The organism is Streptococcus parasanguinis (genome assembly GCF_901875555.1).
Taxonomy (GTDB): Bacteria; Bacillota; Bacilli; order Lactobacillales; family Streptococcaceae; genus Streptococcus; species Streptococcus parasanguinis_H.
The window spans coordinates 73,340-99,829 of sequence record NZ_CABFMD010000011.1 but is presented as its reverse complement, the minus strand read 5'-3'; the positions used below and the strand labels follow the sequence as shown (position 1 = coordinate 99,829).

Sequence of the window (26,490 nt, the reverse complement as noted above, 5' to 3'; positions counted from 1 at the left end):
CTTTGTTGACTCTATTCTACCACAATTCCAGCAAGCCGGATGAAAAAAATAGAAAAATTTCCAAGTTTTTTTCAAAAGGAAAAGAGGCAGTGCCTCTTTTTAGGACTCAGGAAAGAAGGGACTCAATCTCTTCAATGGACAAACCCGTCATATCCGATATAAGATCAGGCATCATTCCTCGTGAGATCATTTTGCGGATTAACTGCAGACGTTCTTCATTACGACCTTGTTCCAAACCTTGTTCTAGACCTTGTTCCAGACCTTGTTCCAAGCCTTGTGCCAGACCCTGTTCCAGACCTTCTTCGCGCGCTTCGTCTATGGCTGTCTCCAGGGTCATATCATAGTTTTCTTGAATCCGAATTCGCTCGTCTATCATGGTCTTCTCCTCCTTGGTCCAGCTAGATCTTACGCTAACATAGATTTGATCTCTTCAATGGTTAAGCCCGTCATATCCGAGATAAGCTCAGGTGTCATTCCTCGTGAGACCATCTCGCATACCAATTGTTTACGACCTTCTTCACGCGCTTCATCAATCGCCGTCTCCAGAGTCATATCATAATTTTCTTGAATACGAATACGCTCGTCTATCATGGTCTTCTCCTCCTTGGTCCAGCTAGATGAATCTAATAATGAATCTGCGTGGGCAACGGCCTGACTGGGAGCTTTTGTAAAGGGAAGATTCCCAAAAAACTCCAGCCACTGTCTACCTGCATCTGTCAGGTTCTCATCTTTATTATACTTGTCTAGCTCTAAAAAGGCAACCTGCAGAAGATTTTGGTGCTTGCCATTTTTATAATAGGCCTTGAGTTGCTTGCCAGACCGGCTATTGGTCAGCCAGTATTTGTTGATGGCTGCCTCCTCGTCCAGCAAGAGCGACTTCTCCAAAATCGCAATCCCATAGACAGGCTCCATCTGCTCGTACATCTTATGTGTCTGTCCTTGCTGGCGCAGTTTTTGTACATTCTCCACCAGCTGATTGGCCAGATAATAATGGAATCGGTTCAAGAAATACTGCTGCTTGCGAATCTGGATCTCGATGATCACCTCGGTCCCATCATGGAGCTTGGCTCTCACATCCACCGCAGTGGAGAACAAGTCATCCTCCTCATAGGCCATGCTATGGGGCTGGCTTCCCTCCACAATCTGAGCGTCCGCCACATCCAGCTCCAAAATGTCTCGAATAAAAGCCGCCGTCACCTCCGGCAAACTAAAAATCTTCTTGGCCATGATGTCCAAGGTCGGCGATACATGCGCGTGTCTTTTCTGCATCCCTGCTCCTTTTTGATAAAAAATAGAGGGAAGGTCCCTCTATCTATATTATTCGAAAAAAATTTGGGAAGTATGAAGCATCTTATTTTGCTGCATTTTTTAATGCTTGTTGGAGTTCTTCATCTACGGCATAGACGTATAAACCGTTTACTCCACGTGTCAGCAAAACATTTAACTCATTTCGTAATAATGTTTCTCCATAGTTTATCATTTCACCAGATTCAAGTTTTCTGTTTTGAACAGCACTTTTATTTTTACTTTCACTTATATCAAAAATAATTTTACCATCTCTATATTTTACTGAGGGACCAATGATGACTCCCACATAATTTAGGTCAAATCCCTGAACAGTAAAAGTTGACCCAACTTCATGAATCGTTTGAGGCTGTTCTATCCAGGATAAATGCTTGGAGTCTTTTTCTTTTGCAAGTTGTCTGTTCCATGGACAAGACCAGTCCCCGATACGAACACACCAATAATCAGAATCTGTTGGCTTCGATTTGCTGCTATATTCCCAATCGTAAGTTGCTGTTAAGCGAGAAATACCTAATTTCTGATCATCATCTTTTTCTATGATTGCTTTTTGTAGTTCCTCAGGTGAGTCAAAAACTCTAATATCATAATCATTATCAATTGGAACCTTATTTACAACTCCAACATCAATCAGATTTCTTATCCACTCTACTGTTTCCTTTGTTGCATGGATACGCATTTGATTACGTAGTGTAATGAGATTTCCATTTAAATTGGCTTCATGTTCTAATTTCAAGAAAGAATCATCTGTCCATATTTGAGATTTGTTCATGATCTGATTCTCATCATAAACAAGGACAACTACTTTTGATTTAGCAAGTAAATCATTTAAATGATTCCCACCTAAATAAGCTTGATTTTTTGCAGTCAATAATAAATGGCCTTCATCAACCACTACAATTCCAGCATCGCTATTTTCTTTTTTCAGAGCATTCAAAAATTGAGTCGGTTTCATCACAACATTAATATTCGATCCACTCTTCCATTCCAATTTTTTCTCAATTTCTTGGTAAACACTGAGTTGATCATCATGATTCACAACTAAATTGATATCATTGTTTTCACGAATCATCTGTGTATCTTCAGAATTCAATAAATCGTCAACGAGAGAACTCATCAAGACTGTTTTTCCTGCACCAGCATCACCCTTTACTAAAATTAAAACTCCTGTTTCATTTTTACTAATGACAGAGGTGATTTTGAGCAATATTTCGTTTTTGGCCTTTACTTGTTCATCCGTTAACTTGTGAAATGGGGAAGATTTAAAGATCGCCGAATTTCGAATAAAACTTTCAGCTGGAAATAAATAACGGTTTTTATTGTTTAGAGATCTCCATATCTTTGAGAAAATCTCGTCTAACTCCTCAGAAGTATAATATTGATTTTGAGGATTTCCTCTTCTATTCTGAACCCGTTCAACTTGGTCAACACTTGAAAGATAGAGCATTAACCTATTCTCAATATCCAATGTCAAAGATTTATTGAAATGGTTGTGCCCAATAACAAACATTTTCGATGTTTTGGATTGTTCAAATTGTCGCCAGTCTTCTCTGTCCTTCTTTATATCGTCTGACAAATGCTGATTTGTTCTTCGAATGATATCTGTTGTTTCCCCAACATATACGCTGTACTTATTTTTAGTTTCATCATTTACGATATATACAGTTGGATAATCAAAAATAAGCTTAGAATGTTTTGGTGCAATCGTTTCTTTTAATTGATCAAATGTTCGACTTGAATAATCGATTTCTATGACTACGGGTGGTTGAATCTTACTCATTTTTTCTCCAAGTCCGTATATTTTTTATTATTTCCTTTACTTAATTCTACAGGATATTTTTTTGAATTTATGTCAATTTTCTCTTTTATAATTTCTTCTACATCCAGATTTAAATTATCTGCAAGCATAAAGGAATACATAAAAACATCTGCAAGCTCTTCTCTGATTTCTTGTAATGACTTTTCAACTACCTCATCTGATTGTTTCCATTGAAAAAGTTCCAATAATTCGCTTGCTTCTAATGAAATCGAAATAGCCAAATCTTTTTCATTATGAAACTTTCTCCAGTCACGTTCATCTCTAAATTGATTAATTAAATCGATTAATTCTTTCATCCGTCTATCCTTTTCCTGTGCATAATCTCCTATTATTATAGCATGTTTGGGAAATAAATTAACGTTTTCAAAGCATTTTGTTGAGATTTCGCGTAAAAAAACGAACCTGGTCTGGTTCGTTTTTCTTAGTCTAAATGGATCCCTTTTTCTGCTAGATTGTCTAAACATTCTTTGAGGTAACCCGCATGATGTTCTGGATAGATGGGAGTACTCAAGGCTTCCTCTTCCAGTTCTGAATAAGCTGGGCAGGTCTTTCCTCGGTATGTCGGCTCCCACCACTCTGGACTGACCTTGTAGCCACGAGCGGCCATCTCCTCCATGATCAGGCGGTGATAGGCATAGAGGCGATAGGGCGAGTAGTCAAAGACATAGTTGACCGTCGCGTGCTTCTTGCCCCAGCCATTACCCCTTAGGGCGCAACATTCCCGGTGTTGGCCCAGGAGTTGGGGACGAGGGAGTTTGGGAATCAAGTCTTGGTGCCACAGTCTCATCTATTGCCCTCCTAGTAGTGTCGAGTCTTGCAAGTAGCGATTAGGATAGCGCTCAAGGAGGGTTTGGATGCCCTTGATCAGATCCTCTTGGCTAGCTTGCTCATGCTGGTACTTCTCAAGTAGCAACATAAAGTCCGCCTTTTCCTCTGCAGTCGCCTGCTTTTTAAAATAACCCCAGATATGCTGGAAGGCATTGGAGACCTGGCCACGATTTTCTTGCAAGGCCAGCGCTTGCTGGATCAGGTCTTCGACGTGGCTGACCTCCACCTGGTCTTGCTTGAGGTATTCCCGGATTTCCTTGTAAATGTTGCTGGAATGACTCAGCACCAGGTATTTATTTTTCGCCCATAGGGCTTGGCAGTGATGTTTTTGATCCACTCTTGTCTCCTTTTGATCTTCTCTATGAATAGTCCTCCCATTATACCATGGAAATGATTCATTCCATCAAAAAAAGGCTGGGACAAAAGTACTGGCATCTCAATTTTCTTTGGATTGTCAAGCAAGACGCAGTGATTGAGTGGGCTCTACTACGCTGATTTCATCAGCTTTTACAGCCCTACTCAACTGTGCGGAGGTGGGACGACGAAATCGAATTCTAACGAATGACCGATTTCTGTCCCACTCTCTCTTTCATTGATTACAAGGATGTGATGGCTGTGATCAAACCAAAGATAATCCCTGGAGCATTGGCTGCAGCAAGTGGGATATCGCGTTCTTTTTTGAAGAGTCCATAATAGACCCAAAGACTACAGTTGATGGCTGCCACTAAAGGTTGAATAAAGTTTCCTTTGTGACCAGCGAGATTATCCATAATTTGTGGGAAATAAGAGACATACATCATCACAGACATAAAGGTCGCAACCCAACCAAGAATTTTCATTTGTTTTTCATTCATTTTCATGATACCTTTCGTTTTTTAAGTACGCACTATTCTAACTCTTCCCCACTTAAAATTCAAGTCTTTTTTCAAATGTTACCAAACTGTAAAGTGTCACAATCTTGTGATTTTGAAGTCCACAAAAAGCCATTTCTTATCCATGATTTTTTCTTGTTTCTAAGATTTTAAAAAGACATATTGTCTAGTTTTTGTCCAAATGTAATAGTTTTCAAGCGAAATCTTATGCTATTTTATTGCACAAGACCTGTTCTTATGGTAAAGTAATGATTAGAGGTAGAAATAAATGAATAAACAAAAAATCAACCAAATCGTTGGCTCGATCGGTGCCTTTATTGGTATTATCGTTTTCATTGCCTACATCCCACAAATTATTGCTAATTTACAGGGAAACAAGGCCCAACCTTTCCAACCCTTGTCAGCAGCTATATCTTGCTTGATTTGGGTCATCTATGGTTGGACAAAGGAACCTAAAAAAGACTGGATTTTGATTATTCCGAATTCGGCAGGTGTCATCCTAGGTGGATTGACTTTCCTAACATCACTTTAATAGAAATCGATCAACGACTGAACTCTACTGGTTCGGTCTTTTTTTGTGTAGCCCTTTAAACAACCAAAAGACAACTGCGATCAGATTTTGAACAAAAAGCCCGCTATAAGCGAGCTTCTCTTTTCTTAAATCTGCACAATCTTCCGATAACTCCGAGAGGTGATCCAAAAGACGATCAGGTAGGTGACGAGAAAGACTCCACAGACACTGAGGGTCACGATGAGGACTTGTCCACTATTGATGACACCGAGCACTTTGAGGATGAGACGAATCATATGGTAGGCGAAGGCCAGGTGGACAAAGGCAAAGATGAGAGGGAGGAAGAAGACAGTCCGCACTTGACGGTTGATGGTCCGTTTGACCTCATCTTCATCAAGCCCCACTTGTTGGAGGATGACAAAACGGTCACGGTCTTCATAGCCTTCTGAGATTTGCTTGTAGTAGATAACGATGACGGTTCCGACCATAAAGATCAGTGACAAGAAAATCCCGATAAAGAAGATGCCACCAAAGAGGCTATTGATCTCTGCAACATCATTGGCACGGTTACCTCCATAGATAAATGTTCCTTGGCCTTGTTGGCTGCTCAATTCATCGATTAGCTTGTCATAACTAGCTGCTAGCTTGAGCTGCTGCTCTTCATCGACATTGACATTGATGCCACCGTAGATATTGGTATAGATGGCAAGATTTGGAAACTGGGCGACAAAGGCTGAAAGGTCAGGCACAATCAGGTAATTGAAATCCTCTGTTAGCATGTTAAACTGATTTGGAACATGATCGGTGATAAAATCTTTGCTCACTTCTTCCTTGACTTGGAAGTCTTGCCCATTGATAGTGAACTGCTTTTGCCCTGTCAGAGCCTTGTTATGAGCAAAGAGGATGACTTGGTTGCCGGTCAGATCGACCTTTTCTCCGGTCATTTGCTCATAGCTAGCTGCATCAAAGACCATAAAGACAGTTTTAGGAGTGACGCCGCGTTCATCAGCTGGATAGACGGTGAAATCCGTACCCTTTTGTGATTTAACCCCAAAGTTGGCATAGGCCATCAGGTCACGATTTTTGATCTCAAGATGATGCTCAGAAGCAAATTCATCAAATTTCTGATTGATTTGCTCCAGGTCTACCCCTTTCCCTTGAACAGAAAAATCATGAGGAGCGATGATTTTCTTGAACATTTCGCCACCGACATAGATGTTGGTGGCAGCAGAGATCGTCACCAGCACCATGGTCGAGAGGATGGCAATGGTCGCAAGGCCCACCGCATTTTTCTTCATACGATAGATGAGGTTAGAGACCGAGATCATGTTGTTGGGTTGGTAATAATAACCCTTCTTTTTCTTAAGCAGGTGCAAGAAGACGGTGATCCCAGCATTAAAGAGTAAGTAGGTCCCGACCATAACCAGGATAACGGCTAGAAAGAAGGTCACAAGCGCAATGATGGGGTCTTTGACGGACAAAGCTAGGTAGTAGCCAAAACCGAGAGAGGCTAAGCCCAGGATGGTTTGGGGCCACAAAAAGCGAGCTTTCTTTTCACCACTGGCCTTTTCACGCGTCAATTGCAGAGCATTCAATCGAAGAATGCGCCAAGCGTTGAGAAGAACCAAGAGGGCAAAGATGAGGCCAAAGGTAACAAAGACCAAAATTACAATTCCTGGTTGGAAGGTGGATACTAGCTGGACCTTCATCTTCATCAGTTTCAAGAGAAAGGCAAAGATCAGCTTGTCAAAGAGAGCTCCGATCAAGACACCGGCTGAGATGGTTAGAAATCCAAAAATCAAGAGTTCTTTGAAAATCATGCTGATGAGATGCCGTTTCTCAAGACCGAGCATGCTGTAGATGCCCAGCTCCTTGGAGCGGTTTTTCATGACAAAGCTATTGGCATAGAGCACGATGATGGCTCCAGCAGCATTGACCACGAACAGTCCCAAGACGAGGGTAAAGATCATGGAATCGCCCCCTCGAAGCTCGTGAATGTGGGGATTAAAGGTCAGGGAGTCAAAGAGATAGGCGATGATCACTGCGAGAATGACCGCGATCGCAAAGGGATAATAGAGCTTGCGGTTCTTGATGAGATTAGAACAAGCTAATTTAGTGGTTAATCGTAACATCTACTCCACCTCACTTGCCATGACCGTCAGGGTATCCGAGATTTCTTGGAACATCTGACGTTCTGTTTTTTCCCCGCGGAAGATCTGGTTGTAAAGGAGCCCGTCCTTAATGAAGAGCACGCGCTTGGCCCTCGCTGCGGCTGCGGTTGAGTGGGTCACCATGAGGATAGTTTGGCCCATGCTATTGATGTCTTCAAAGACGTCGAGCAACGCAGCCGAAGATTTGGAATCCAGCGCCCCTGTTGGCTCATCAGCCAGGAGGATTTCAGGTGAGGTGATGATGGCCCGTGCAACAGCCACCCGTTGTTTTTGCCCACCAGAGATTTCGTAAGGATATTTTTCTAAGAGTTGGTGAATGCCCAATTCCCGACTCACGCTATCCACTTTGCTCATCATTTCCTTGACGGGTCTGCGGGAGAGGACGAGAGGGAGAAGGATATTGTCCTTGACGGACAAGGTATCGAGCAGATTAAAGTCTTGAAAGACAAATCCTAGTTTTTCCCGACGGAAGCTCGAAGCATCCTTATTCTTGATGGTTGAGGTGTCCGTGCCATTGAGGTAGATCCGCCCTTCGGTCGGCTGATCCAGCATGGCTAGGATATTGAGGAGGGTCGATTTCCCGGACCCTGATTCCCCCATGATGGCGACGTATTCCCCTTTTTCCACGGTAAAATGAATGTCCTTTAGGGCTTCAACTTGCGTTCCTTGAAAGCGCGTTTTGTAGATCTTTTTGATGTGTTGAACGTCTAGTAATGACATACTTTTCTCCTTTTACTAGTAGATCAAGAAAAATTCTTGGGTTTGGTGTAGGACTTGGCGACCAAATTCCGCCTTTTCCAAATCGGTTTGGTTACAAGGTTTCTCAGTCTTTTTGAGTTCTTTCATCCATTTCAAGAGTTTCATTTTCTTGACCTCCTTCATTTGATGAGACTATTGTACAAAAAATAAAAGGCGGCTACCATAACCTAACCTTTCATTTTGCCGTTTATTTCTTACATTTTTGTAAGATGGAGAAAAACTAATCCATGACCAACTTCTTCTCTTCAAAGCGAATAGCGACGGTTGTGCCTTGGCCAACCTCTGAGTGGAGGCTAATCTTGTGGCCCAATTGCTCTGCAATTTTCTTAGACAGATAGAGGCCCAGACCTGACGATTGCTGGGTCATGTGGCCATTGTAGCCGGAGAAGCCCCGCTCAAAGACACGGAGGACATCGCTATTTTTGATTCCAATCCCGCTGTCTTTTATATAGAGGGTCTGGTCTTTGAAATAGATTTCAATTCCACCTGTGCTGGTGTACTTGAGGCTATTGGACAAGAGCTGCTCGATGATGACCAAGAGCCACTTACGATCGGTAATGACGGCGACATCCAAATCATGCAGGTTCACTGTCAAGTTCTTTTGGATAAAAAAGAGGGCATGTTTGCGGACTACTTCTTTGACCAAGTCCTCTAGTGACACGCGCTTTAAGACCAGATCGTCATGAAAACTCTCCAATCGCAGGTACTGCAGAACCAGATTGGCATAAGAATCAATTTTGAAAAGTTCTTGCTCCATCTGCTGCTTGACAATAGGTGTCTCGACATCTTGGACCAAGAGCTGGCTAGCCGCAATGGGCGTCTTAATTTGGTGAACCCAGAGGGTGTAGTAATCCATCAAGTCATTGAACTTAGCCTGGGCTGTTTTGCCTTCCTCCAGGCGCGCCTGCTTTTCTTCCGTGTATTTTTCATAAAGGAGATGTTCCAGTGGCGAGGCAACCTCTATTTCCTCATACAGCAAGGCTTTGCGGTAGTCTTGAAAGGTCATAGCGAAATCCCAGATTAAGATACAGAGGGTAAAAAATCCTAGCACCAGGGTCGCATAGAGGAAAACCTTCCCCGTCTCTGGAAAGAGATAGGCAAAGACCAAATCAACGATCAAAAAGATGAGCAATAGATAGAGCAGGCGCCTGCGGGATACCACATACTGCCAGAAGATCTTTCCATATTTATTCATGGACCAACCCATAACCGATTCCTTTCTTGGTTTCGATGAAGTTTGACAAGCCAGCCTCTTCTAATTTCTTGCGTAGACGAGCTACATTGACAGACAAGGTATTGTCATCAATAAAGAAGTCGCTATTCCAGAGCTCTTTCATCATATCATCTCGGGCCACGATACTGCCCTCATGCTCAAACAGGACCCGCAAAATCTGAAATTCATTCTTGGTCAGCTTAATGACTTCTCCTTCATAGACCAAGTCCGTAGACTTGAGATTGAGGATGGCACCCCGATGCTCCAGCAGATTTTGATCGGTCCCAAATTCGTAAGAGCGGCGCAAGAGCCCTTGGACCTTGGCAAGGAGCACATTTTGATCAAAAGGCTTGGTGACAAAATCGTCTCCACCCATATTGATGGCCATGACAATATCCATGGCTTGATCTCGTGAAGAAAGAAACATGATCGGAACCTTTGAAACCTTGCGAATCTCCTGACACCAGTGGTACCCATTGTAGAGCGGAAGGCCAATATCCATGAGAATCAAGTGGGGGTCGGTTTCGACAAAGATCCCGAGGACATCCATAAAATCCTCTACTGCGACCACTTCATAGCCCCATTGTTCCAATAATTGTTTGACCTGTTGGCGGATAATGTTATCATCTTCGACTAAGAGAATTTTATGCATGGCTTTCTTTCCTTCTTTTTTTCTTCTTCCTATTATAACAGATTAAGCAGCAGAGAAAAAGATTGAGCGTAATCTTCTTAACAGGAGGCGCTTTTTCTAGTCCCATTTTTGTGCTATACTGATAGAAAATACCACACAGGAGGCACCGATGTCGACGATTTTTGATTACCTAAAAGAAGTGACCTACGATTCCATCTATGACCGTCCCTTCAAGGAACTGGATGTCCTCGCATTGACAGAGCTGACCTATCTGCCTTTTGGACACATTGTGCCTCAAGGAGATACAACAGGGATCCAAGTGCGCCTGTCTGATGCGATGGACCTTATCGACCGGACCTCCAATTTCATCGTAAGCAACCAGCACCTGCAATTAGTTGATGAGCTCGCTACTTCTATGCGTTTTAAGAACATCAAACTCCTCAACTATGTCGACGAGTACGATCCGGATGTGCAAAAACAGTTTGCGGCCATGACCTATCGGCTCTCCCTAGATGTCTATTTGGTCGTTTTCAGAGGGACCGATGACACCTTGATCGGCTGGAAGGAAGACTTCCACATGACCTATATGGATCATGTCCCAGCTCAGAGGCGCGCAGCCAGCTACCTGCAAAACGTCATGAAGGAATTCCCGAAAGGGCGCTTCTTAGTAGCCGGCCACTCCAAGGGGGGCAATCTCGCAGCCTACGCCTGCTCTTATCTTCCAAATCATCTATTTGAACGGGTCGACACTATCTACAGCTTCGATGCTCCTGGCCTCAACAGGGCTATTATTGAGACCGAAGGCTACCAGCGCACCTCCCCTAAAATTCGTCGCTTTGTCCCTCAAGGGTCTATCGTTGGCATGATGTTGGAGGTTCCAGAACCGACGACCATTGTCAAAAGTCGCGCTTTTGGTGGCTTTGCCCAGCACGACGCCTTCACATGGGAAATCAAGGATCATAGCTTTGTGACCGTTTCTGAAACCAGTCCCGATAGCCAGCAGACCGACGAGACCCTGAAGCAGTGGGTTCGCGAAACATCGGCGGATGATCGTAAGAAGTTCTTCGATACCTTCTTCGGCCTCTTCTTAGACGCAGGCATCACTTCGATTAATGATTTGAGGAACTTGAAAAATTTCTCCAAGATCAAAGAGATCTTTCAAAATGCTCAAGACCTAGATCCTACGGAAAGAGAAATGCTGGAACGTCTAGCCAAACAACTCCTCGATACCCGTGTCAAAGCCTGGAAAAAATGGCAGACGGTTCCCCGTATTCTAGTTCAAATGACTGCATTTTTCAAGCGCAAAAAAGCAGTCGAGTCCTCCTCACCACTGCTCCTAGAGCACAAGGAATGAGACTCAACAACTGAAAAAAGAGACCTCCTCTTCTATTCACTAGAACTCAAAAATCATCTGAAATGTCTTTCAGATGATTTTCTATTTTCTATTGGTCCTGAGAAGCTGGAGCATCTGGCGTGCCTTCTTCTATGGAAGCTGATCTTGCAGGCTCTGTTTCTGTCTCAGTTGTGGCAGGCTTGCTTCCTTCTGAAGCGGCTGCTTCTTTTTCTACCGGAGTTTCTGTAGCTACAGGCGTTTCAGTTGTGGTAGCTGGTTTGGTCACTTCGGTTGCAGATGGCATTGCTGCTAACTCTGACTGAAAGGCTTGGATAGCCTGTAGTAAGGCTGCTTTGTCACTCTTTGGATTAGCCAATTGGTCAAAGAGAGCTTCTAAGCGATCAAATACAGCATCACTAGCCCCCTTGTCCTGCAATTGTTGGTGAAGCGCCATCAATTGGTTATATAGCTGTTGATAAAGGGCGACATCCCCAATCTGAGGCTCTTCTGTTTGCTTTTGTTTTTTCTTTTCAATGGTGTCACTGATTTCGCGTAACAGAGCTTGTCCACTTGCAATAGCCTTGTCTGGATCCGTCTCATTTCCAAGCAGAGCCAAGCCTTTTTCAAAGGCAGTTCGTTTGGCCTGGTCTTCGACTTGTGGCAAGAGCGACTGGATTTGCTCGGAGAGCCCTGTCAGGATGCTGGTTCGTTGACGGGATTCTGTCGCCTTGTCCAACTCTCCATATAAGCCCTTGAGGAAATCATAGACCGCTAAGTTGTACGAAGGGGACTGACTTCCTTTTTGATCTAAAACTGTTTTTTCAATAGGATAGGTTTGGCCTTTTTCTTGAGAGAAGAGCTGGTCAATTGCCTGTTTGGTTTGGTAGAGTTCCATAAAGTGAGCCTTAGCATCCCAGGCTTCTTCAAAGGCTTGGGCCCGATAGAGTTTCAAAGCTAGATCTGCCGCCTTGGTGCGCAGTTCTGGTGTCAAGCGCGCATCGCTCAAGCTTTGATAGAAGTACTTGAGATAGTCGACCGATGTCACACCCGTCCGATCTTGCATCTCCTGAACAGCTTCTAATAACTTCCCTTCCTGCTCTAGACGCTTGCTGTCCTTGGCAGCATAGGCTTCCTGCAGTTGAGCGACCAACCCTTCCTTCTTGAGTTGGAAGGCTTCTGTGTCTAGCAAGCGCACTTGTTCCAGCAATTCCTGGTAGCGACGATCGAGGGCTGTCTCTTCTTTTGGTTTGATCGCTTGAGTCGCATGGATGTATTGTTCATCAACCTGCTTAAGACTGGCTAGGTAGCCTTCCGTCGAGTTGCTTGGGAAACTCTTGACATTTTCCAAGAAGTGGCCCAAGTTGAGCTCAATCCGTCGTTGCTGCAATGGATCAGAAGCGTAAAGAGTCCGGCTTTCTGCTAAAAGTTGGTTGACCCTGTCTTCTACTGCTTTTTTATTCAAGTCTCCTTTTTTGTAAGGCGATTGGATAGTAGGAAGGCGATGGGCTAAGTAGTCTGCTAGTCCTGCTGAGCGCACCTTGATGTAGTGGTTGTGATCGCCATGTGGGATGACAAACTGACCATTTTCAATCTGGAGGCTATACGGAGAAATCCCTGAGCGAAGCGCTGTTGCATAGAGTTCATTGATAAAGTCTAGTTCAGGATTGCCCGTCTCAAGTGGGATACGGACATGTTCCTTTCGAACGGCATAAGGGTGGATGTGGGTCGGATCGTATTCTTGATCTGGGTTGTTAAAGACAAAGAAACCATTGGAAATCTTAATGGCCTCACGAGGGACGCCGTAGGTCTTGCTGATGTACTGGATCTTTTCCTCATCTGAGGCATCGCGAGAATAGCTGGCGACATCATCTGTCAGTGGCTGTCCCTTGTCCTCTTCTTTCTTACCTGCCAGAGTTGCCTCTGCTGCTGCAATCTCTTGAGGAGAGAGGTCCTTTTTATAGAAATAATGAGCGTGGTTGCCATGAGCGACCATGTAACCGTCCTCGTCCTTACTGATGACCATGTCTGCATGGAAACCATAATCGTGCTCCTCTTCGTGCTCGTGATCATGATGGTCCCCATGTTCATGCTCGTGATGCTCTACATCTTCATGCTTGTGATCATGGTCAACTGGTTTTGTACTTGGACTTGAAGGGAGGCTTGGACTTATTTCTGCAGGTGTAGTAGCGCCTTGAGCCCGAAGCAGTTGGAATTGCCGAGCCAACTCACGCTCTAAAGGAGATAGGGAGCTGTAAGGGATAAAGTGGAAATGATCCCCGTGAGGGTAGACAATCCCTTGATCGGTCCACTTAGTAATCCTACTTGGATCAAAGACAGAACCATCAGACTCCACATGACGAGAAGATAGAGGGGTTTTCTGCAATTCTTCCATCAGATTGCTGAGCGTTGGACTCGGTTTGGATGTTGACGGTGTAGAAGTCGTTGGTGTCACATGGGAATTGGTTGGACTTGGTGACACCTGGTTGCTTGCTTGCTTCCCAAGGCTTGGAGAGGCTTGATCTGGAGTTCCTTGGTTCTTACCTGCTTCTACACTTGGGCTAGCTAAGTACGAGCTTCCAGCCTGATGGCCACTTTGACCACCTAGGACAGAGAGGGCTGCTGCTAACTCGCCAGCAGATAAGGCACTCTTTGGGATATAATGGTAATGTCCTCCATGGGGCACAATGAAGCCATCCCCTGTATCTGAAATAACATCTCCAGGGCTAAAGACATAACCATCGTCCGTACGATAGCCACCTCCTGAATGGTTTTTAGCAGTCAGCGTTTCAAGGGTCTTCCCCTCTTTTAGCGCTTGACTTGGCTGACGGAAATCTCGAGTTTTAACCCCTTTGTGCGAGGAGCTCGCCTGTACCGTTCCCGTTTCCCCTTCTTCTTTAGCGCCTCCTTTTTGCTGTTGAGCGATCTCTTCGATCGAGCGCACATTAACCGTATGCTGCGCATCCTTTAAGTAGAGATAGTATTTCCCAGCGCGTTTAATGATATAGCCATCCTTGACCTTGCTGACAATATCAGCTTCTTGGAGCTGATAGGTTGGATCTCGCAAAATCAACTCCTCACTAAAGATGGCATCAAATGGGACCTTACCACTATAGTAATGGAAATGATCCCCATGAGAAGTGACAAAGCCGTCATCCGTAATCTTGATGACAATCTGCTCCGCCTGAGTCTTTTCCTTGGCATTGACTGCTTCGATGCTGTCTTCCTTTTTGCTGGAGGCAGTCGATGACGCTTTCTTTTCTGCCTGTAGATACTGAATCTGATTCTTTTTCTCTTCCTTAGCTTGTGGTTGCTGACTGAGTGCATAGGCACATAGCCCTATTCCCAAAGTTGCTAGAATTCCAATCGTTCCCTTTTTCTTCATCCTTGATTTACTCCTCTAATTCCTTGGCTAAACTCGCCATATTTTCTTCTAAATTTTCTAATAGATCCTTATCGTTTTGCGGATCAGCTTCCAGTGGATCCAAGACCTTGACACGTGCCCCTGTTGCCTTGGCGATACTATCTGCCACCTTTGATGACGTATGCTTCTCCACAAAGATCGTTTTCACCTGATAATCTTTAACAAACTGCTGGATCTCTGCCAATTGCCGGGCGGTTGGTTCTTGCTCTGGAGAAATCCCTGCAATCCCTAATTGCTTGAGACCAAAGCGTTTGGCCAGATAAGAAAAGGCCGTATGCTGGGTCACAAAAGTCTTTTGCTTGGCCTTGTCAAAGACAGGCTGGTAGCGGGCTACTAGTTCCTCACAGCGCTTTTCAAGCTTTTGGGCATTGGCCTGATAAAGCTTCCTATTCTTTGGATCGATCTCTCCCAAGCGCTGAGCGATGATCTTTCCTTCTTCTGCAATTTTCGCAGGGTCCAACCAGGTATGCGGATCATACAAGTGCTTGGCTTCTTTTCCTTGCCCAGCCTCGACATCCTCTAAGCCAGCTACCTTATCGAGGGTCATTCCATGACTGCCTTCGATCACCTGTAACTTGGAACCTTGTAGATTAGGATCTAAACGACCAGCCCATGATTCCAGAGTCTGAGAATGATAGACAAATACATCCGCATCATAGATCTGAGCCACTTCCTTGGTTGAGGGCTCGTAATAATGGATCCCTGCACCGGACTGAACCATCCAAATGTCATTTTGATCCCCAGAAATTTCTTTGACCAGGGCATAGATAGGATAAAAGCTCGTGACAATTTTGAGACCTTTTCGAGAAGGGGGCTTGCCTGCATTTCCTTGACTAGCACAAGCTGCAAGCAGAAAGAAACTGAGGAACAAGATTCCCAGCACCTTCATTTTTCTCCTTTTCATCCTTCACCTCTTTTTCATTTGTTAACCAGTTTATTAAATGGTTAATTAACTAGTTAATAATACTGCTAATCATTTGCTTTGTCAAGTCTTTTTTACATTTTTTTCCTTTTAATGCTAGGGACTAACCTTTTACTAGCCTCCACGACCTTTCCTTGCAGAAAAAAAGAGGCTGGGACAAAAGTCCTAGCCTCTCAATTGTTTTTGGATTGTCGAGCAAGGCGCAGTGGTTGAGTGGGCTCTACTACGCTGATTTCATCAGCTTTTACAGCCCTACTCAACTGTGCGGAGATGGGACGACGAAATCGAATTCTAACGAATGACCGATTTCTGTCCCACTCTCTTTTTTGTACTATGTTCCAGACCTATCACTCACTAGCAATCGTCTATTATTGACGGTAGAAATATTGATCGGATGGATAGTTGCCTGCTGATTGGGTAATGACAAGACGTGGCTTGCTGGTATCAGACTGGTCACCATCTGGATTTTGGAAACCAATTTTCAGCAGTCCGATCGCTGCACCGGTCTCACCCATCTTCATCTCAACATAAGGGATCTTGCTCTTCTTATCTGAGTCTGCTACAGCCTTAAGGCTTCCTTGACCCCTGACTTTTCCATCTGCTTGGATGACGATTTCAGCTCCCTTGCCATTGCGCCAAGTTCCGGCCAAGCTAGAGAAGTCACCACCGTTAATGGCTCCAATATCCAAGTCTTTCTCTTTTTTCGGTTGTGGGTAGGCTTTCCACCACTCTTGATGGTAATCCCGAAAGGCCACCTGACCAAAGAAGATCCGACGTTCTTGCGAAACCACTCCATCAGGACCAGTTACACCCGCAGGGATCAAGTACAGGGTTTGTTCCTGCCCTTGGATAGCCGTCGCATTGGCCCCTACGAAATAAACTTCATAATAGCCCTTTCGCTTCTTCGGTTCCTTGTCTTTGTTGAGAAGATAATTAGCCCGAGTTCCTCCGCTCCAGAAAGTCCAACCTGTCTCTCCATTTACAATACTAGGGAAGGCACTGGTCTTGTTTTGGTAATATTCATCCGGCGTAAAACCATAGAGCTTAAAGCCGGAAGCCGCGATTTCTTTTTCATAGGAGTCATTAGAATAGCTCCCTTCAAACGGCGTGAGATTGCCATCAAGGACAACATCATTGGGATCCGTCGATTTGAAAAAATCCTCCCGGTTGGCAAAGACCATCTCGTGGTCAGGATTTTTATCAGTCATGGTCACCGTGATCAAGGGCTTCTTGTCCGTCTTGTATTTGAAGACACGAACCGTGACTGTGAAATCAGTGTTGCCATCTGACTTCTTCATCTTGCCTGTCGAGATTTTATTGGCCCCTTCAACCTTCCAATCCGTGCTAAAGGTCGCAGAGACTTTGCCATCATCCGTCTGGTAGTCAATCTTCCAAGACTTGTCCTTCTTTTCGATTTTAGCCGTATCCCGTTCATTGGAAACATAGTCACCACTCAAATCGATCGCTTTTTCTTTTTGCTTGGTCGGTTTTTTAGTGGTTTGATTAAACTCCTTTTGATGATCTGGTTGGATGTTGGAGCTAGAGTAGAGATAAACTCCTCCAATCAGAACAGCTGCTCCGGCAAGCCCCAGAATCGGTATCAAGTATTTTTTCTTCCATTTAAGATTCATTTTTCTACCTCCATGGAATTCGATCTATACACTAGTATACCCTAAATCCAAAGTATAGTAAAATTCCCCTCCATGTAGTGTTTTTTTAGCTGGTAAGCTATCTTTCTCTTATGTTTGGAGAATTCATTGTTTTTCAAACAATATATTTTGTTTTACGTTATTTTTTTATTGTTTTTCGATATTTTCTCTTGACTATTTTAAAAAAACAGGTATACTATAAGTGAACAATAAATTACCCAAGGAGGTTTGCCATGAAAAACTCTAAAACCTTAAAGAACGTTATCGACGTTCTTACTGCCTTCATTTACTTCTGCGGGATTACAACAGTCCTTGCACTGCTTGTCCACCTACTTTCCCGCATGGGCCTTTTCAAAGATCTCATTCAAACAGGTCGCTTGTCCTTTGATGTCAATGGCATCCAGCTCTTCCCAAAAACTCCGCAGCCCCTCTGGCAGTTGCTCTTTCCACTAGCTTCAAGCGCTATCTATATTTTTCTTCTCCTCACCATTCGCAACTTCCTCCAAAATCTCTACCAAGAAAAGATCTTTTCTCACTCCAATATTGATCTTTGTAACCGAGCTTGGAAGATCCTATTGGTCTTGTCCTTTCTGTCTGGCTCAATCGAAACTAGTGGCAATGCTCATCTTCTTCCCTTCACCTTCCGATTGACCTTTAACACGGGACTTCTCCTCTCTGTCCCAATTGTCTGGGCGCTTGGCAAGATTTTAGAGAGAGGGATAGCGATCGCAGAAGAAAATGAGCTAACTATTTAAGGAGGGGGCTATGATTATCGTCAATCTAGATGTCATGCTGGCCAAGCGAAAGATGAAGTCCAATGAGCTAGCTGACAAAATCGGCATCACCACAGCCAACCTTTCCATCCTCAAGACCGGCAAGGCCAAAGCCATCCGCTTCACCACTCTTGAAGCCATCTGCAAAGAACTGGACTGTCAGCCCGGAGATATCCTAGAATACCGGCCAGATGAATAGGAACCATATTCAGAATGTCATTGGAGACTTTCCTTGGGTGAGGACGGATGGTAGCGAATCCCTCTGAGATTCCATACCTAAGATTTGAGCCTACTGTCTCAAATCTTCCGAGAGTCTGAAACAAAAATGTTTCAGACTCTTTTCTCACTGCGGAAGTCTCCATTAACATTTATTACGAATAGAACTCATCTATCATCTTTGTAAAACCCAATGATGGGAACTATATTGATACAAGAAAAGCACTCCCGCGGGAGTGCTTGAGAGTGTAGACAATCTGTACTTCCTTACACATCAAATAAATTCTATAAAAATAAAAAAATTCATTCTTTAGAATTATTCAATCATCTACTGAAACTTTCCGCCGTGAGAAAAGTGCTAGAAACAATTGTGTTTCTAGCACTCGGGAGTTTTGGAACTTCTTCGAAGTTCGCTGACGTCCGTACTCACCTAAGGAAAGTTTTTTAGATGACTTTTTCTTTGTCTATCGTTTACCCAATGATGCTTCCATTTGGTACAGATGGATCAACCGTTAAGACTGTTAATTGATCTCCGTATTCTGCGGAAAGAATCATACCTTGGCTGACATATTTCTTCATCATCTTACGTGGTTTGAGGTTGGCCACGATTTGGAGTTTCTTGCCGACCAATTCTTGTTCATTTGGATAGAATTTCGCGATACCAGAAAGGATTTGACGGTCTTCGCCATCTCCTGCATCTAGGCGGAAGCGAAGCAATTTGTCTGAGCCTTCGACGCGTTCCACTTCTTTGACCTCTGCCACACGGATTTCAACCTTATCAAAGTCTTCAAATTTGATCTCGTCTTTTTCAGACTTGAGTTCCACTTCTTCTGGAATCCATTCTTTTTCTTGTGGTTTACCAGCAGTCATTTGCGATTGGATGTAGGCAATTTCTTCATCCATATCCAGACGTGGGAAGATAGGAGTTCCTTTGGCCACCACTGTAATATTTTCAGGGAAACCTGCTAGAGTCAAGTTTTCAAGATCGAAGTTCAAGCCCAAGCCAAGTTGTTCCATGATGGCGTTTGACGTGTTCATCATGAATGGTTGGATGAGGTGAGCTACGACACGAAGGCTTGCTGCCAAGTGAGCCATGACCGCTGCCAATTGTTCCTTATCACCATCTTCTTTAGCAAGGACCCATGGAGCTGTCTCATCGATGTACTTGTTGGTACGAGAGATAATATTCCATACAGCTTCCAAAGCGCGTGGGTAATCAACCGCGTTCATTTGCTTGTGGTATTCAGCGATGTTTTCTTCAACCACCTTAGCCAAATCTGCATCAAATGCAGTCACGTTTTCGACATAAGCTGGAACTTGACCACCAAAGTACTTGTTAATCATGGCTACCGTCCGGTTGAGGAGGTTTCCAAGGTCATTGGCTAATTCATAGTTGATACGGGCCACGTAGTCTTCTGGTGTAAAAGTACCATCTGAACCAACTGGCAAACTGCGCATGAGGTAGTAACGAAGCGGATCCAAGCCAAAGCGTTCCACCAACATTTCTGGGTAGATGACATTTCCTTTAGACTTCGACATCTTGCCGTCTTTCATGACAAACCAACCATGGCCAATCAAACGTTCTGGCAATTTGATATCGAGCATCATGAGAAGGATTGGCCAGTAGATGGAGTGGAAACGAAGGATGTCTTTTCCGACCATGTGGAAGACGGTTCCGTTCCAGAATTTGTCAAAGTTTTTATGATCTTCTTGGCCATAACCAAGAGCTGTCACATAGTTAAGAAGGGCATCAAACCAAACGTAGACAACGTGTCTAGGATTGGATGGAACTGGGACTCCCCAGGTAAAGGTAGTCCGAGATACCGCTAAATCTTCCAAACCGGGTTCGATAAAGTTTTTCAACATTTCATTGAGACGGCCATCTGGCGTGATGAAATCAGGTTGGGATTTGAAAAATTCAACCAAACGGTCTTGGTATTTGCTGAGACGAAGGAAATAAGATTCTTCAGAAACCCATTCTACTTCGTGGCCTGATGGGGCTACCCCACCGACGACCTTGCCATTCTCATCACGGTAGACCTCAGCCAATTGGCTTTCCGTAAAGAACTCTTCATCAGAGACTGAATACCAACCAGAGTATTCACCAAGGTAGATGTCGTCTTGAGCCAGCAAGCGTTCAAAGATCTGGGCCACCACTTTTTCATGGTAGTCGTCTGTCGTACGGATGAATTTATCGTATGAGATATCGAGTAATTGCCAGAGTTCTTTTACTCCAACTGCCATCCCATCTACATAAGCTTGCGGCGTGATCCCAGCTTCTTCTGCTTTTTGCTGGATCTTTTGCCCGTGCTCATCAAGACCAGTCAGGTAGAACACATCGTAGTTCATCATGCGTTTGTAACGCGCCAAGACGTCACAGGCGATCGTAGTATAAGCTGAACCAATATGCAATTTACCAGATGGGTAATAGATAGGGGTTGTGATGTAGAATGATTTTGTCATGTTTCTTTTCCTTTCAGGGCTAATGGAACCCAATTTAGTAACACTCTATTATAACATTTTTAGAAGACCCTGAAAACCCAAAACCAGCTAGGGGACTAGACAAGATAAACAAAAAAGCTGACCGAAGTCAGCTTTTTTACATTAACATTTTGCATATCATTAATAATAATAGGGCATGAACAATATTTAATCGATCAAACTTCTAACTCAGTTCATCACTAAAATTAGCCAATATACTTGTATATTACCAACTCATAATTAAACTTTATACAATTGATTCTAATTTTTCTTTATAACCTTAATTTGGCTACTGCCATCATGCGACTTGATGATAGCGAGTTGTTGGGCGATGCCTTCTTTCATGTCATCCACGTGGCTGATGACACCGACCATTCGGTTTTCACCGATTTGTTCCAGAACAGCGATGGCCTTGGTCAGGGCTTCCTTATCCAGTGAGCCAAAGCCTTCGTCGATGAAGAGAGCTTCGACAACAGCACCCTTGCTGGTATTTTGCACCACCTCTGAAAGGGATAGGGCAATAGCCAGTGCGGCGATAAAGGTTTCACCACCAGACAAGGATTTGACGGAACGCTCGTTACCTGTCAACTGGTCATAGACGTTGATGTCTAAACCAAAGTGATCACTCGCTTTACGTCCTTCTTCACTCAAGACAAAGGAATAGCGATTATCCGTTAAGAGACCGATGTAGTTGGCATTGGCATAATCCAAGATTTGTTGGAAATACTGACGGATAACATAGACTTCAAGATTGAGTCGCCCAGTTAGAGCTGTATTTTCTCCCTTAACCACCTTGACCAAATCACTGAGCTCTTGATGAGCCTTAAAGGCCTCCTGGTTGCTGTCTTGAAGGGTCTTAGCCGCTTGGTAAGTAGTCGTCGCATCCTCAAGCCCCTTCTCTATTACCAAAACCTGAGCATGCTGCTGATTATAGCTTTCCTGACAAGTCTCTACTGCTTGCGCTAGACTATCGAGATCTGGTTGTTCTTGATTTTGGAGAAGTTCTTGCCCCCTACAAATCTGGGTCTGTAATTCTTGTTTGAGCGTTGCATAGGTCGTTAATTGAGCCTGAAGCTTAGGAATATCTTGATTATCTACTTCATCAAGCCAGAGTTCGACCTGCTCTAAGTCATTGGTGAGGGCCCCTTCGGCCTTGAGACTTCGCTCTAATTCAGCAGATAATTGCTTAACGTCTTGTTCTGCCTTATCTTTAGGCTTAGTTATACTCTCAAGCCGCCCCTTGATGCCTTGAATGTCAGCATGAAGTTGGTTGTAGGCTTCACCATTTTCCTTAACCTGTTTCTCATAGATGTCTAGCTCCTGATGAGCAAGGGAAATCCGTTCTTGATATACCTCAACAGACTCAAGCTCTGGGTGAGCTTCCTGCAAGTCCTCTAGGCGCTCTTTAGCTTGGTCAAGCACTACCTTGGCCTTTTGATAGGTTTTAGCCAAATCTGTCGCTTTTTCTTGAGCTTTACCTATCTTTTCTTGATATCGGACATAATCTGTCTCTTCCTTATCATAACGTTTTTGTAACTCTTGATAATACTTCTTAACCTTCAGGAGTAGGGCTTGCCCACGGTCAGTTTCATAGTCTTCTGAAAAATCAAAATCAAACTGTCCTGCAACTTTCCCCTTCAGTTCTTGGTAATGCTGTTCCAATGCTAGCTTAGCTTTTGCCACTTGGTCAAGCAAATCCTGACGTTTAGATTCGACCTCGCTCAAGGTAGCCTGACGATTTGACAAAGTAGCGGCTTGCTTTTCTTTTTGAGTTTGAAGCTCCTCCACCTGATTCATGAGATTTTTCAAGGCCACTTCATCAGCCTGTGCTCCACCAACATTAGGGTGTTCCAGAGCACCACAAACCACACAAGGCTGCCCCTCCTCTAACTCTGCTTGCAGTTGGGCAATCATGAGTTGACGGCGGGAAGCCAAAGTCGTTCTTAACTCCTCTTCCAGTTTTCTGAGGCTTTCTTGGGCTTTGGTAATCTCCAAAGACCGGGCTTGGTGACGTTTTTCAGTCTCCGTCAACTCCTGATTCAAGTCCTCTATTTCTTTCAGGTCCTGAGCCAGTTGATTCTCCACACTGTAGTCCACAATCTGGAGGAGTTTTTCGGCCTCATGCAAACTCTCTAAACTAAGACGATTAGCCTCCAAGTCTGACAAGGACTTGTTAAGCATCTCAATCTCTTTCCTAGCCTGCTGATAGGTTTCTTCCAACTGCTTGTAGTTAATACTTGAACGTTTGATTTTCTCCTGTTCTTGGGCAAGACTATGGGCATAGATAATATCCTCTTTCCACGCTCCCAGTTTCTCTTTTTTAGACTTAACGTCCTCAAATTGAGCAGCAAGTTTCTCTTTTTTAGACTTAACGTCCTCAAACGCCTGCTGCTTTTCACTTAATGCTTCTTGAGCAATTTCAAAATCCTGCTCTAATTGATTCAACTGTTTCTGATATTGCTTCAAGGTCTGAATGGTTCCCTGTAGACCTTGAGCGAACTGTAATTCTTCCAGATGCGCTTTTGCCTCTGCCTGTTCCTGAGCCCCCTCTTCGATTTCCTGACGGTAACGCTCCTTAGCTTGCTCCAATTCTTGGAATATCTTTGCCACATCTTGCGCAGTTTGCAAGCTCTTATGCAGTTTGGCCAAATCCTCATGGGCATCCTTCAAGATGCTTTTCTGCTCTTCAAGATTTTCTTGACGTTGAGACAGAAACTCTTCAAGACGTGCCAATTTTTCAGAGACTGGCGTTTGGGCCAAGACGGCCAATTCTTCCCCAGACCAAATCTGACTGGCAAAATGACCATCTAGCTGAGCCTGGCGCTTATCCATATCCTTATTGCTCTGACGAAGACGGTCTTCCAAGCTCTTTTGAAAACGGTCAAAAATACCCGTTCCAAAGATTTTCTTTAAAATTTGAGTCTTAGTCTTGGAATCTTCTTTCAAGAAACGACTAAAATCATTTTGAGGTAGGAGGATAATCTGTTTGAACTGCTCGGCATTGAGTCCTAAAATCTGCTCAATCTGTTCACCAACTTCCTTGATTTTATCCCCAAGTTTTTCAATTTCTTGACCTCCAATCTTATCCACAATGACTAGAGAAGCCGTCGCTTTTTGCATGGTCGTACCACCGCCTCGCTTGGTCTTCTCTTGCTGGAGAATACGCTCGATGCGATAAAGATGGTTGCCTTGTTGGAAATAGAAAGTCACCTTGGTCAAATCATCCTCTGAACCAGCAAAGGTTGACCGCATCTCTTCGACATTACGATCACCACTGGTCGTAGCAAACAAAGCTACTGTCATGGCATCAAAGAGGGTACTCTTACCAGCCCCCGTGTCCCCACCAATCAAAAAGAGGGGAGCATGGTCAAACTGAGTGAAATTGATGACTTCCTTACGATAAGGTCCAAAATTGGTCAATTCTAACTGAACTGGTCTCATTGTCGACTCCTCTCAATCTCCTCAAAAATACTTTCCACAAGGGCAGTCTGTCTCTCAGACAAGACATCGCCCCCAGTCACTGTCTGGTAAAAATCAAATACGATTTCCTGAGGTGACTGCATTTCCAAATCTTTTAAGTGATGATTAACAGTCAAGTTTTCTTCCCTAACATCACCTAGACGACTGAAAGTAATTTCTACAATGTCTGTCCCATAAATTTCTTCCAGACGGGCACGCACATTGATGCCCTCTAATTCCTTACGACTGGACAGTTGAATATCAAAGGCAAACCAGGCTTTTTGACAAGGTTGCTCCTTATAAAATTCAGGTGACATCAAGGTTTCAAAAGGCTTTTGTAAGACCACAATCGGCCGTCTGACCTCTAGAGGATGGAAGGTCTGAGACAAATCACCAGACGCATCCAAATCCAGAATGTAGACACCCTTTTCTTCCTTACGCTTGGCTTCCTTGACATTAAAGGCGATTGGACTGCCTGAATATTGCACGCGCTTGGTAGGACTGGCAAAGCGCGTATGGATATGCCCTAAGGCCACATAATCGAAAGCTTTGAAAAGGTCACTGGTCACATTGGTAAGACCACCTACCGTATTGCTAGTTTCAGACAACATCAATTCCCGTAGATTTTGACCATCCCTATCATCCTTCTTAGAAACCGCGAAATGCGTCACCAAAATATGGGCTTTTTTAGGATCAAAAGCTTTTTCCATATCCTTTATAATGTAGGTCAAGGCATCACCAATCCTCTGAATTTCCTTATCCTTGTCGTCCTTATAGTAAATACGGGCATCAATAGGGTCGATGAAGGGAAGCAGGAAAATCTGGCAATCCCCCAACTCAAGTGGCTCAAAAGCCTCCTCCAAACGAGTGCTTAAATGAAGGCCCTGAGGTTGAAAGAAGTCACGCCCAAAATGCAAACGTTCAGCCCCGTCGTGATTACCACTGATAGCATAGACTGGAATCTGTTCTTCCAAGACCAAGCGGGCCAAGGTTTTATTAAAAAGTTTAATCGCATCCACAGGGGGCACCGCACGGTCATAGAGGTCCCCAGCAATGATGACTCCATCCACTTTTTCGCTAATAGCCAAATCCACAATTTGTTGAAAAGCCCACTCCTGCTCTTCTAATAAAGACCAGCCATTGAGGGTTCGACCCACATGCCAATCTGACGTATGTAAAAACTTCATTACAGTCTCCTAGTTCAGTCATATTCCTATTTTACAGGAAAACAACTCTTAAATTAAAAAGAGAGAACCAAACTGGTCCTCTCTCAATATCAGCTTATCATCAACCACTGTAGTTGACAATAAAACACTTAATCTTAAGTCTATAGACTCACTTTGAACTTACTTTCCAAGATAGTATTCTTTCACAACGTTCAATTTTTCGTCAAATTCGAATACCAATGGTGGGAAGTTAGGGATTTCTACACCCATGATTTCATCGTCTGACAAGCCTTTGATATGTTTTACAAGGGCACGGATTGAGTTACCGTGTGCTCCTACGAATACGTTTTTACCGTCTTTAAGAGCTGGAGCGATTTTATCTTCCCAGAATGGAAGAGCGCGTTCCAAGGTAACTTTCAAGTTTTCAGCATCTGGAATGACTGAGTCATCAAGTGAAGCGTAACGACGGTCTGTGTGTGCTGAATGTTCGTCATCATGTGCCATAGCAGGAGGCAATACATCGTATGAACGACGCCAGATGTGAACTTGTTCATCACCAAATTGTTCAGCAGCTTCTGCTTTGTTTTTACCAGTCAAACCACCGTAGTGACGTTCGTTCAAACGCCATGATTTTTCAACTGGAACCCAAAGTTGGTCAGATGCTTCAAGCGCAAGGTTTGTTGTTTTGATCGCACGTTTCAATACTGAAGTGTATGCTTGGTCAAATTCGATACCAGCTTCTTTGATCAATTTACCAGCGTCGATCGCTTGTTGTGTACCTTTTTCAGACAAATCAACATCAGCCCAACCAGTGAAAAGGTTAGCTTTGTTCCATTCAGACTCACCGTGGCGAGCAAAAACCAATTTTACCATTTGATGGATCTCCTTTTATTCTTCGAGGTTGTCCCCGTTTTTCTATTCTATTTTACTAGATTTCACATGAAAAAGCTAGTCCCGACGTTGG

Annotated in this window: 22 protein-coding genes and 1 pseudogene; 4 read left to right on the top strand and 19 right to left on the bottom strand. The window is 43.8% G+C overall.

Translation table 11 applies throughout. The annotated features are described in order from the left end of the window. Window positions 1-106 precede the first annotated feature (106 nt). The 7 genes and pseudogenes from JX304_RS03205 to JX304_RS03175 all read right to left on the bottom strand — a co-directional run. Window positions 107-403, bottom strand: a pseudogene (locus JX304_RS03205) (hypothetical protein); the annotation flags it as partial. A gap of 2 nt (window positions 404-405) precedes the next feature. After that, window positions 406-1,269 (bottom strand): Rpn family recombination-promoting nuclease/putative transposase, encoded by an 864-nt coding sequence (locus JX304_RS03200; RefSeq protein WP_205011230.1) that lies wholly within the window; start codon window positions 1,267-1,269, stop codon window positions 406-408. An 82-nt stretch (window positions 1,270-1,351) separates the two neighbouring features. Beyond that, the gene (locus JX304_RS03195) at window positions 1,352-3,082 is read right to left on the bottom strand and encodes a DUF2075 domain-containing protein (RefSeq protein ID WP_205011229.1); all 1,731 of its coding nucleotides are present in this window, start codon (window positions 3,080-3,082) and stop codon (window positions 1,352-1,354) included. Continuing rightward, window positions 3,079-3,417: a nucleotide pyrophosphohydrolase gene (locus JX304_RS03190; protein ID WP_205011228.1), complete on the bottom strand. Its 339-nt coding sequence runs from the start codon at window positions 3,415-3,417 to the stop codon at window positions 3,079-3,081. The genes JX304_RS03195 and JX304_RS03190 overlap by 4 nt, the downstream gene beginning before the upstream one ends. 125 nt (window positions 3,418-3,542) lie before the next feature. Then, a complete protein-coding gene (locus JX304_RS03185) occupies window positions 3,543-3,908 on the bottom strand; it encodes a TIGR02328 family protein (RefSeq protein ID WP_205011227.1) in 366 nt (121 codons plus the stop codon). Beyond that, window positions 3,909-4,286, bottom strand: a complete 378-nt coding sequence (locus tag JX304_RS03180; RefSeq protein ID WP_205011226.1) for a YbgA family protein — start codon at window positions 4,284-4,286, stop codon at window positions 3,909-3,911. 259 nt (window positions 4,287-4,545) lie between these two features. Beyond that, the gene (locus JX304_RS03175; protein ID WP_205011432.1) at window positions 4,546-4,803 is read right to left on the bottom strand and encodes a SemiSWEET family transporter; all 258 of its coding nucleotides are present in this window, start codon (window positions 4,801-4,803) and stop codon (window positions 4,546-4,548) included. A gap of 286 nt (window positions 4,804-5,089) precedes the next feature. Here JX304_RS03175 and JX304_RS03170 point away from each other — a divergent pair, with 286 nt between their 5' ends. After that, complete coding sequence (locus JX304_RS03170; RefSeq protein WP_003012241.1) at window positions 5,090-5,353, top strand: SemiSWEET family transporter; 264 nt, start codon at window positions 5,090-5,092, stop codon at window positions 5,351-5,353. A 125-nt stretch (window positions 5,354-5,478) separates the two neighbouring features. Here JX304_RS03170 and JX304_RS03165 read toward each other — a convergent pair whose 3' ends face one another. The 5 genes from JX304_RS03165 to JX304_RS03150 all read right to left on the bottom strand — a co-directional run bounded on the left by JX304_RS03165 (window position 5,479) and on the right by JX304_RS03150 (window position 10,127). After that, window positions 5,479-7,464, bottom strand: coding sequence for an FtsX-like permease family protein (locus JX304_RS03165; protein WP_205011225.1), 1,986 nt, complete (start codon window positions 7,462-7,464; stop codon window positions 5,479-5,481). Further along, window positions 7,465-8,223, bottom strand: coding sequence for an ABC transporter ATP-binding protein (locus JX304_RS03160; protein ID WP_205011224.1), 759 nt, complete (start codon window positions 8,221-8,223; stop codon window positions 7,465-7,467). It lies immediately after the preceding gene. 15 nt (window positions 8,224-8,238) lie between these two features. Next, window positions 8,239-8,367, bottom strand: coding sequence for a hypothetical protein (locus JX304_RS10875; protein ID WP_275576562.1), 129 nt, complete (start codon window positions 8,365-8,367; stop codon window positions 8,239-8,241). 115 nt (window positions 8,368-8,482) lie between these two features. Beyond that, window positions 8,483-9,457, bottom strand: coding sequence for a sensor histidine kinase (locus JX304_RS03155; RefSeq protein WP_205011431.1), 975 nt, complete (start codon window positions 9,455-9,457; stop codon window positions 8,483-8,485). Beyond that, entirely contained in the window at window positions 9,450-10,127 is a 678-nt protein-coding gene (locus JX304_RS03150; protein ID WP_205011223.1) for a response regulator transcription factor, read from the bottom strand. Before JX304_RS03150 ends, JX304_RS03155 begins: the two co-directional genes overlap by 8 nt. A gap of 148 nt (window positions 10,128-10,275) precedes the next feature. On the opposite strand from JX304_RS03150, the gene JX304_RS03145 reads away from it, so the two are divergent. Further along, the gene (locus JX304_RS03145) at window positions 10,276-11,460 is read left to right on the top strand and encodes a DUF2974 domain-containing protein (protein ID WP_205011222.1); all 1,185 of its coding nucleotides are present in this window, start codon (window positions 10,276-10,278) and stop codon (window positions 11,458-11,460) included. A gap of 88 nt (window positions 11,461-11,548) precedes the next feature. Here the strand turns inward: JX304_RS03145 and JX304_RS03140 are convergent, their stop codons facing one another. The 3 genes from JX304_RS03140 to JX304_RS03130 form a co-directional block, all read right to left on the bottom strand. After that, the gene (locus JX304_RS03140; RefSeq protein ID WP_205011221.1) at window positions 11,549-14,821 is read right to left on the bottom strand and encodes a pneumococcal-type histidine triad protein; all 3,273 of its coding nucleotides are present in this window, start codon (window positions 14,819-14,821) and stop codon (window positions 11,549-11,551) included. Window positions 14,822-14,828: 7 nt separating this feature from the next. Next, window positions 14,829-15,764, bottom strand: coding sequence for a metal ABC transporter solute-binding protein, Zn/Mn family (locus JX304_RS03135; RefSeq protein ID WP_205011220.1), 936 nt, complete (start codon window positions 15,762-15,764; stop codon window positions 14,829-14,831). Between the two features lie 386 nt (window positions 15,765-16,150). Then, window positions 16,151-17,413, bottom strand: a complete 1,263-nt coding sequence (locus JX304_RS03130) for a DUF6287 domain-containing protein (protein ID WP_205011219.1) — start codon at window positions 17,411-17,413, stop codon at window positions 16,151-16,153. A 251-nt stretch (window positions 17,414-17,664) separates the two neighbouring features. Here JX304_RS03130 and JX304_RS03125 point away from each other — a divergent pair, with 251 nt between their 5' ends. Both JX304_RS03125 and JX304_RS03120 read left to right on the top strand, forming a co-directional pair. Next, a complete protein-coding gene (locus tag JX304_RS03125) occupies window positions 17,665-18,186 on the top strand; it encodes a DUF2975 domain-containing protein (protein ID WP_205011218.1) in 522 nt (173 codons plus the stop codon). Between the two features lie 10 nt (window positions 18,187-18,196). Further along, window positions 18,197-18,403 carry a helix-turn-helix domain-containing protein gene (locus JX304_RS03120; RefSeq protein ID WP_003006064.1) on the top strand — a complete coding sequence of 69 codons (207 nt, stop codon included), beginning with the start codon at window positions 18,197-18,199 and terminating at the stop codon, window positions 18,401-18,403. 488 nt (window positions 18,404-18,891) lie between these two features. Here JX304_RS03120 and metG read toward each other — a convergent pair whose 3' ends face one another. The 4 genes from metG to JX304_RS03100 form a co-directional block, all read right to left on the bottom strand. Further along, window positions 18,892-20,883, bottom strand: coding sequence for a methionine--tRNA ligase (gene metG / locus JX304_RS03115; protein WP_205011217.1), 1,992 nt, complete (start codon window positions 20,881-20,883; stop codon window positions 18,892-18,894). A gap of 279 nt (window positions 20,884-21,162) precedes the next feature. Beyond that, window positions 21,163-24,342, bottom strand: coding sequence for an AAA family ATPase (locus JX304_RS03110; RefSeq protein ID WP_205011216.1), 3,180 nt, complete (start codon window positions 24,340-24,342; stop codon window positions 21,163-21,165). Next, entirely contained in the window at window positions 24,339-25,547 is a 1,209-nt protein-coding gene (locus tag JX304_RS03105) for an exonuclease SbcCD subunit D (RefSeq protein WP_205011215.1), read from the bottom strand. The genes JX304_RS03110 and JX304_RS03105 overlap by 4 nt, the downstream gene beginning before the upstream one ends. A 159-nt stretch (window positions 25,548-25,706) precedes the next feature. Continuing rightward, on the bottom strand, window positions 25,707-26,399 hold the full coding sequence (locus tag JX304_RS03100; RefSeq protein ID WP_187540851.1) for a phosphoglycerate mutase: 693 nt from the start codon (window positions 26,397-26,399) through the stop codon (window positions 25,707-25,709). Window positions 26,400-26,490: the final 91 nt, after the last annotated feature.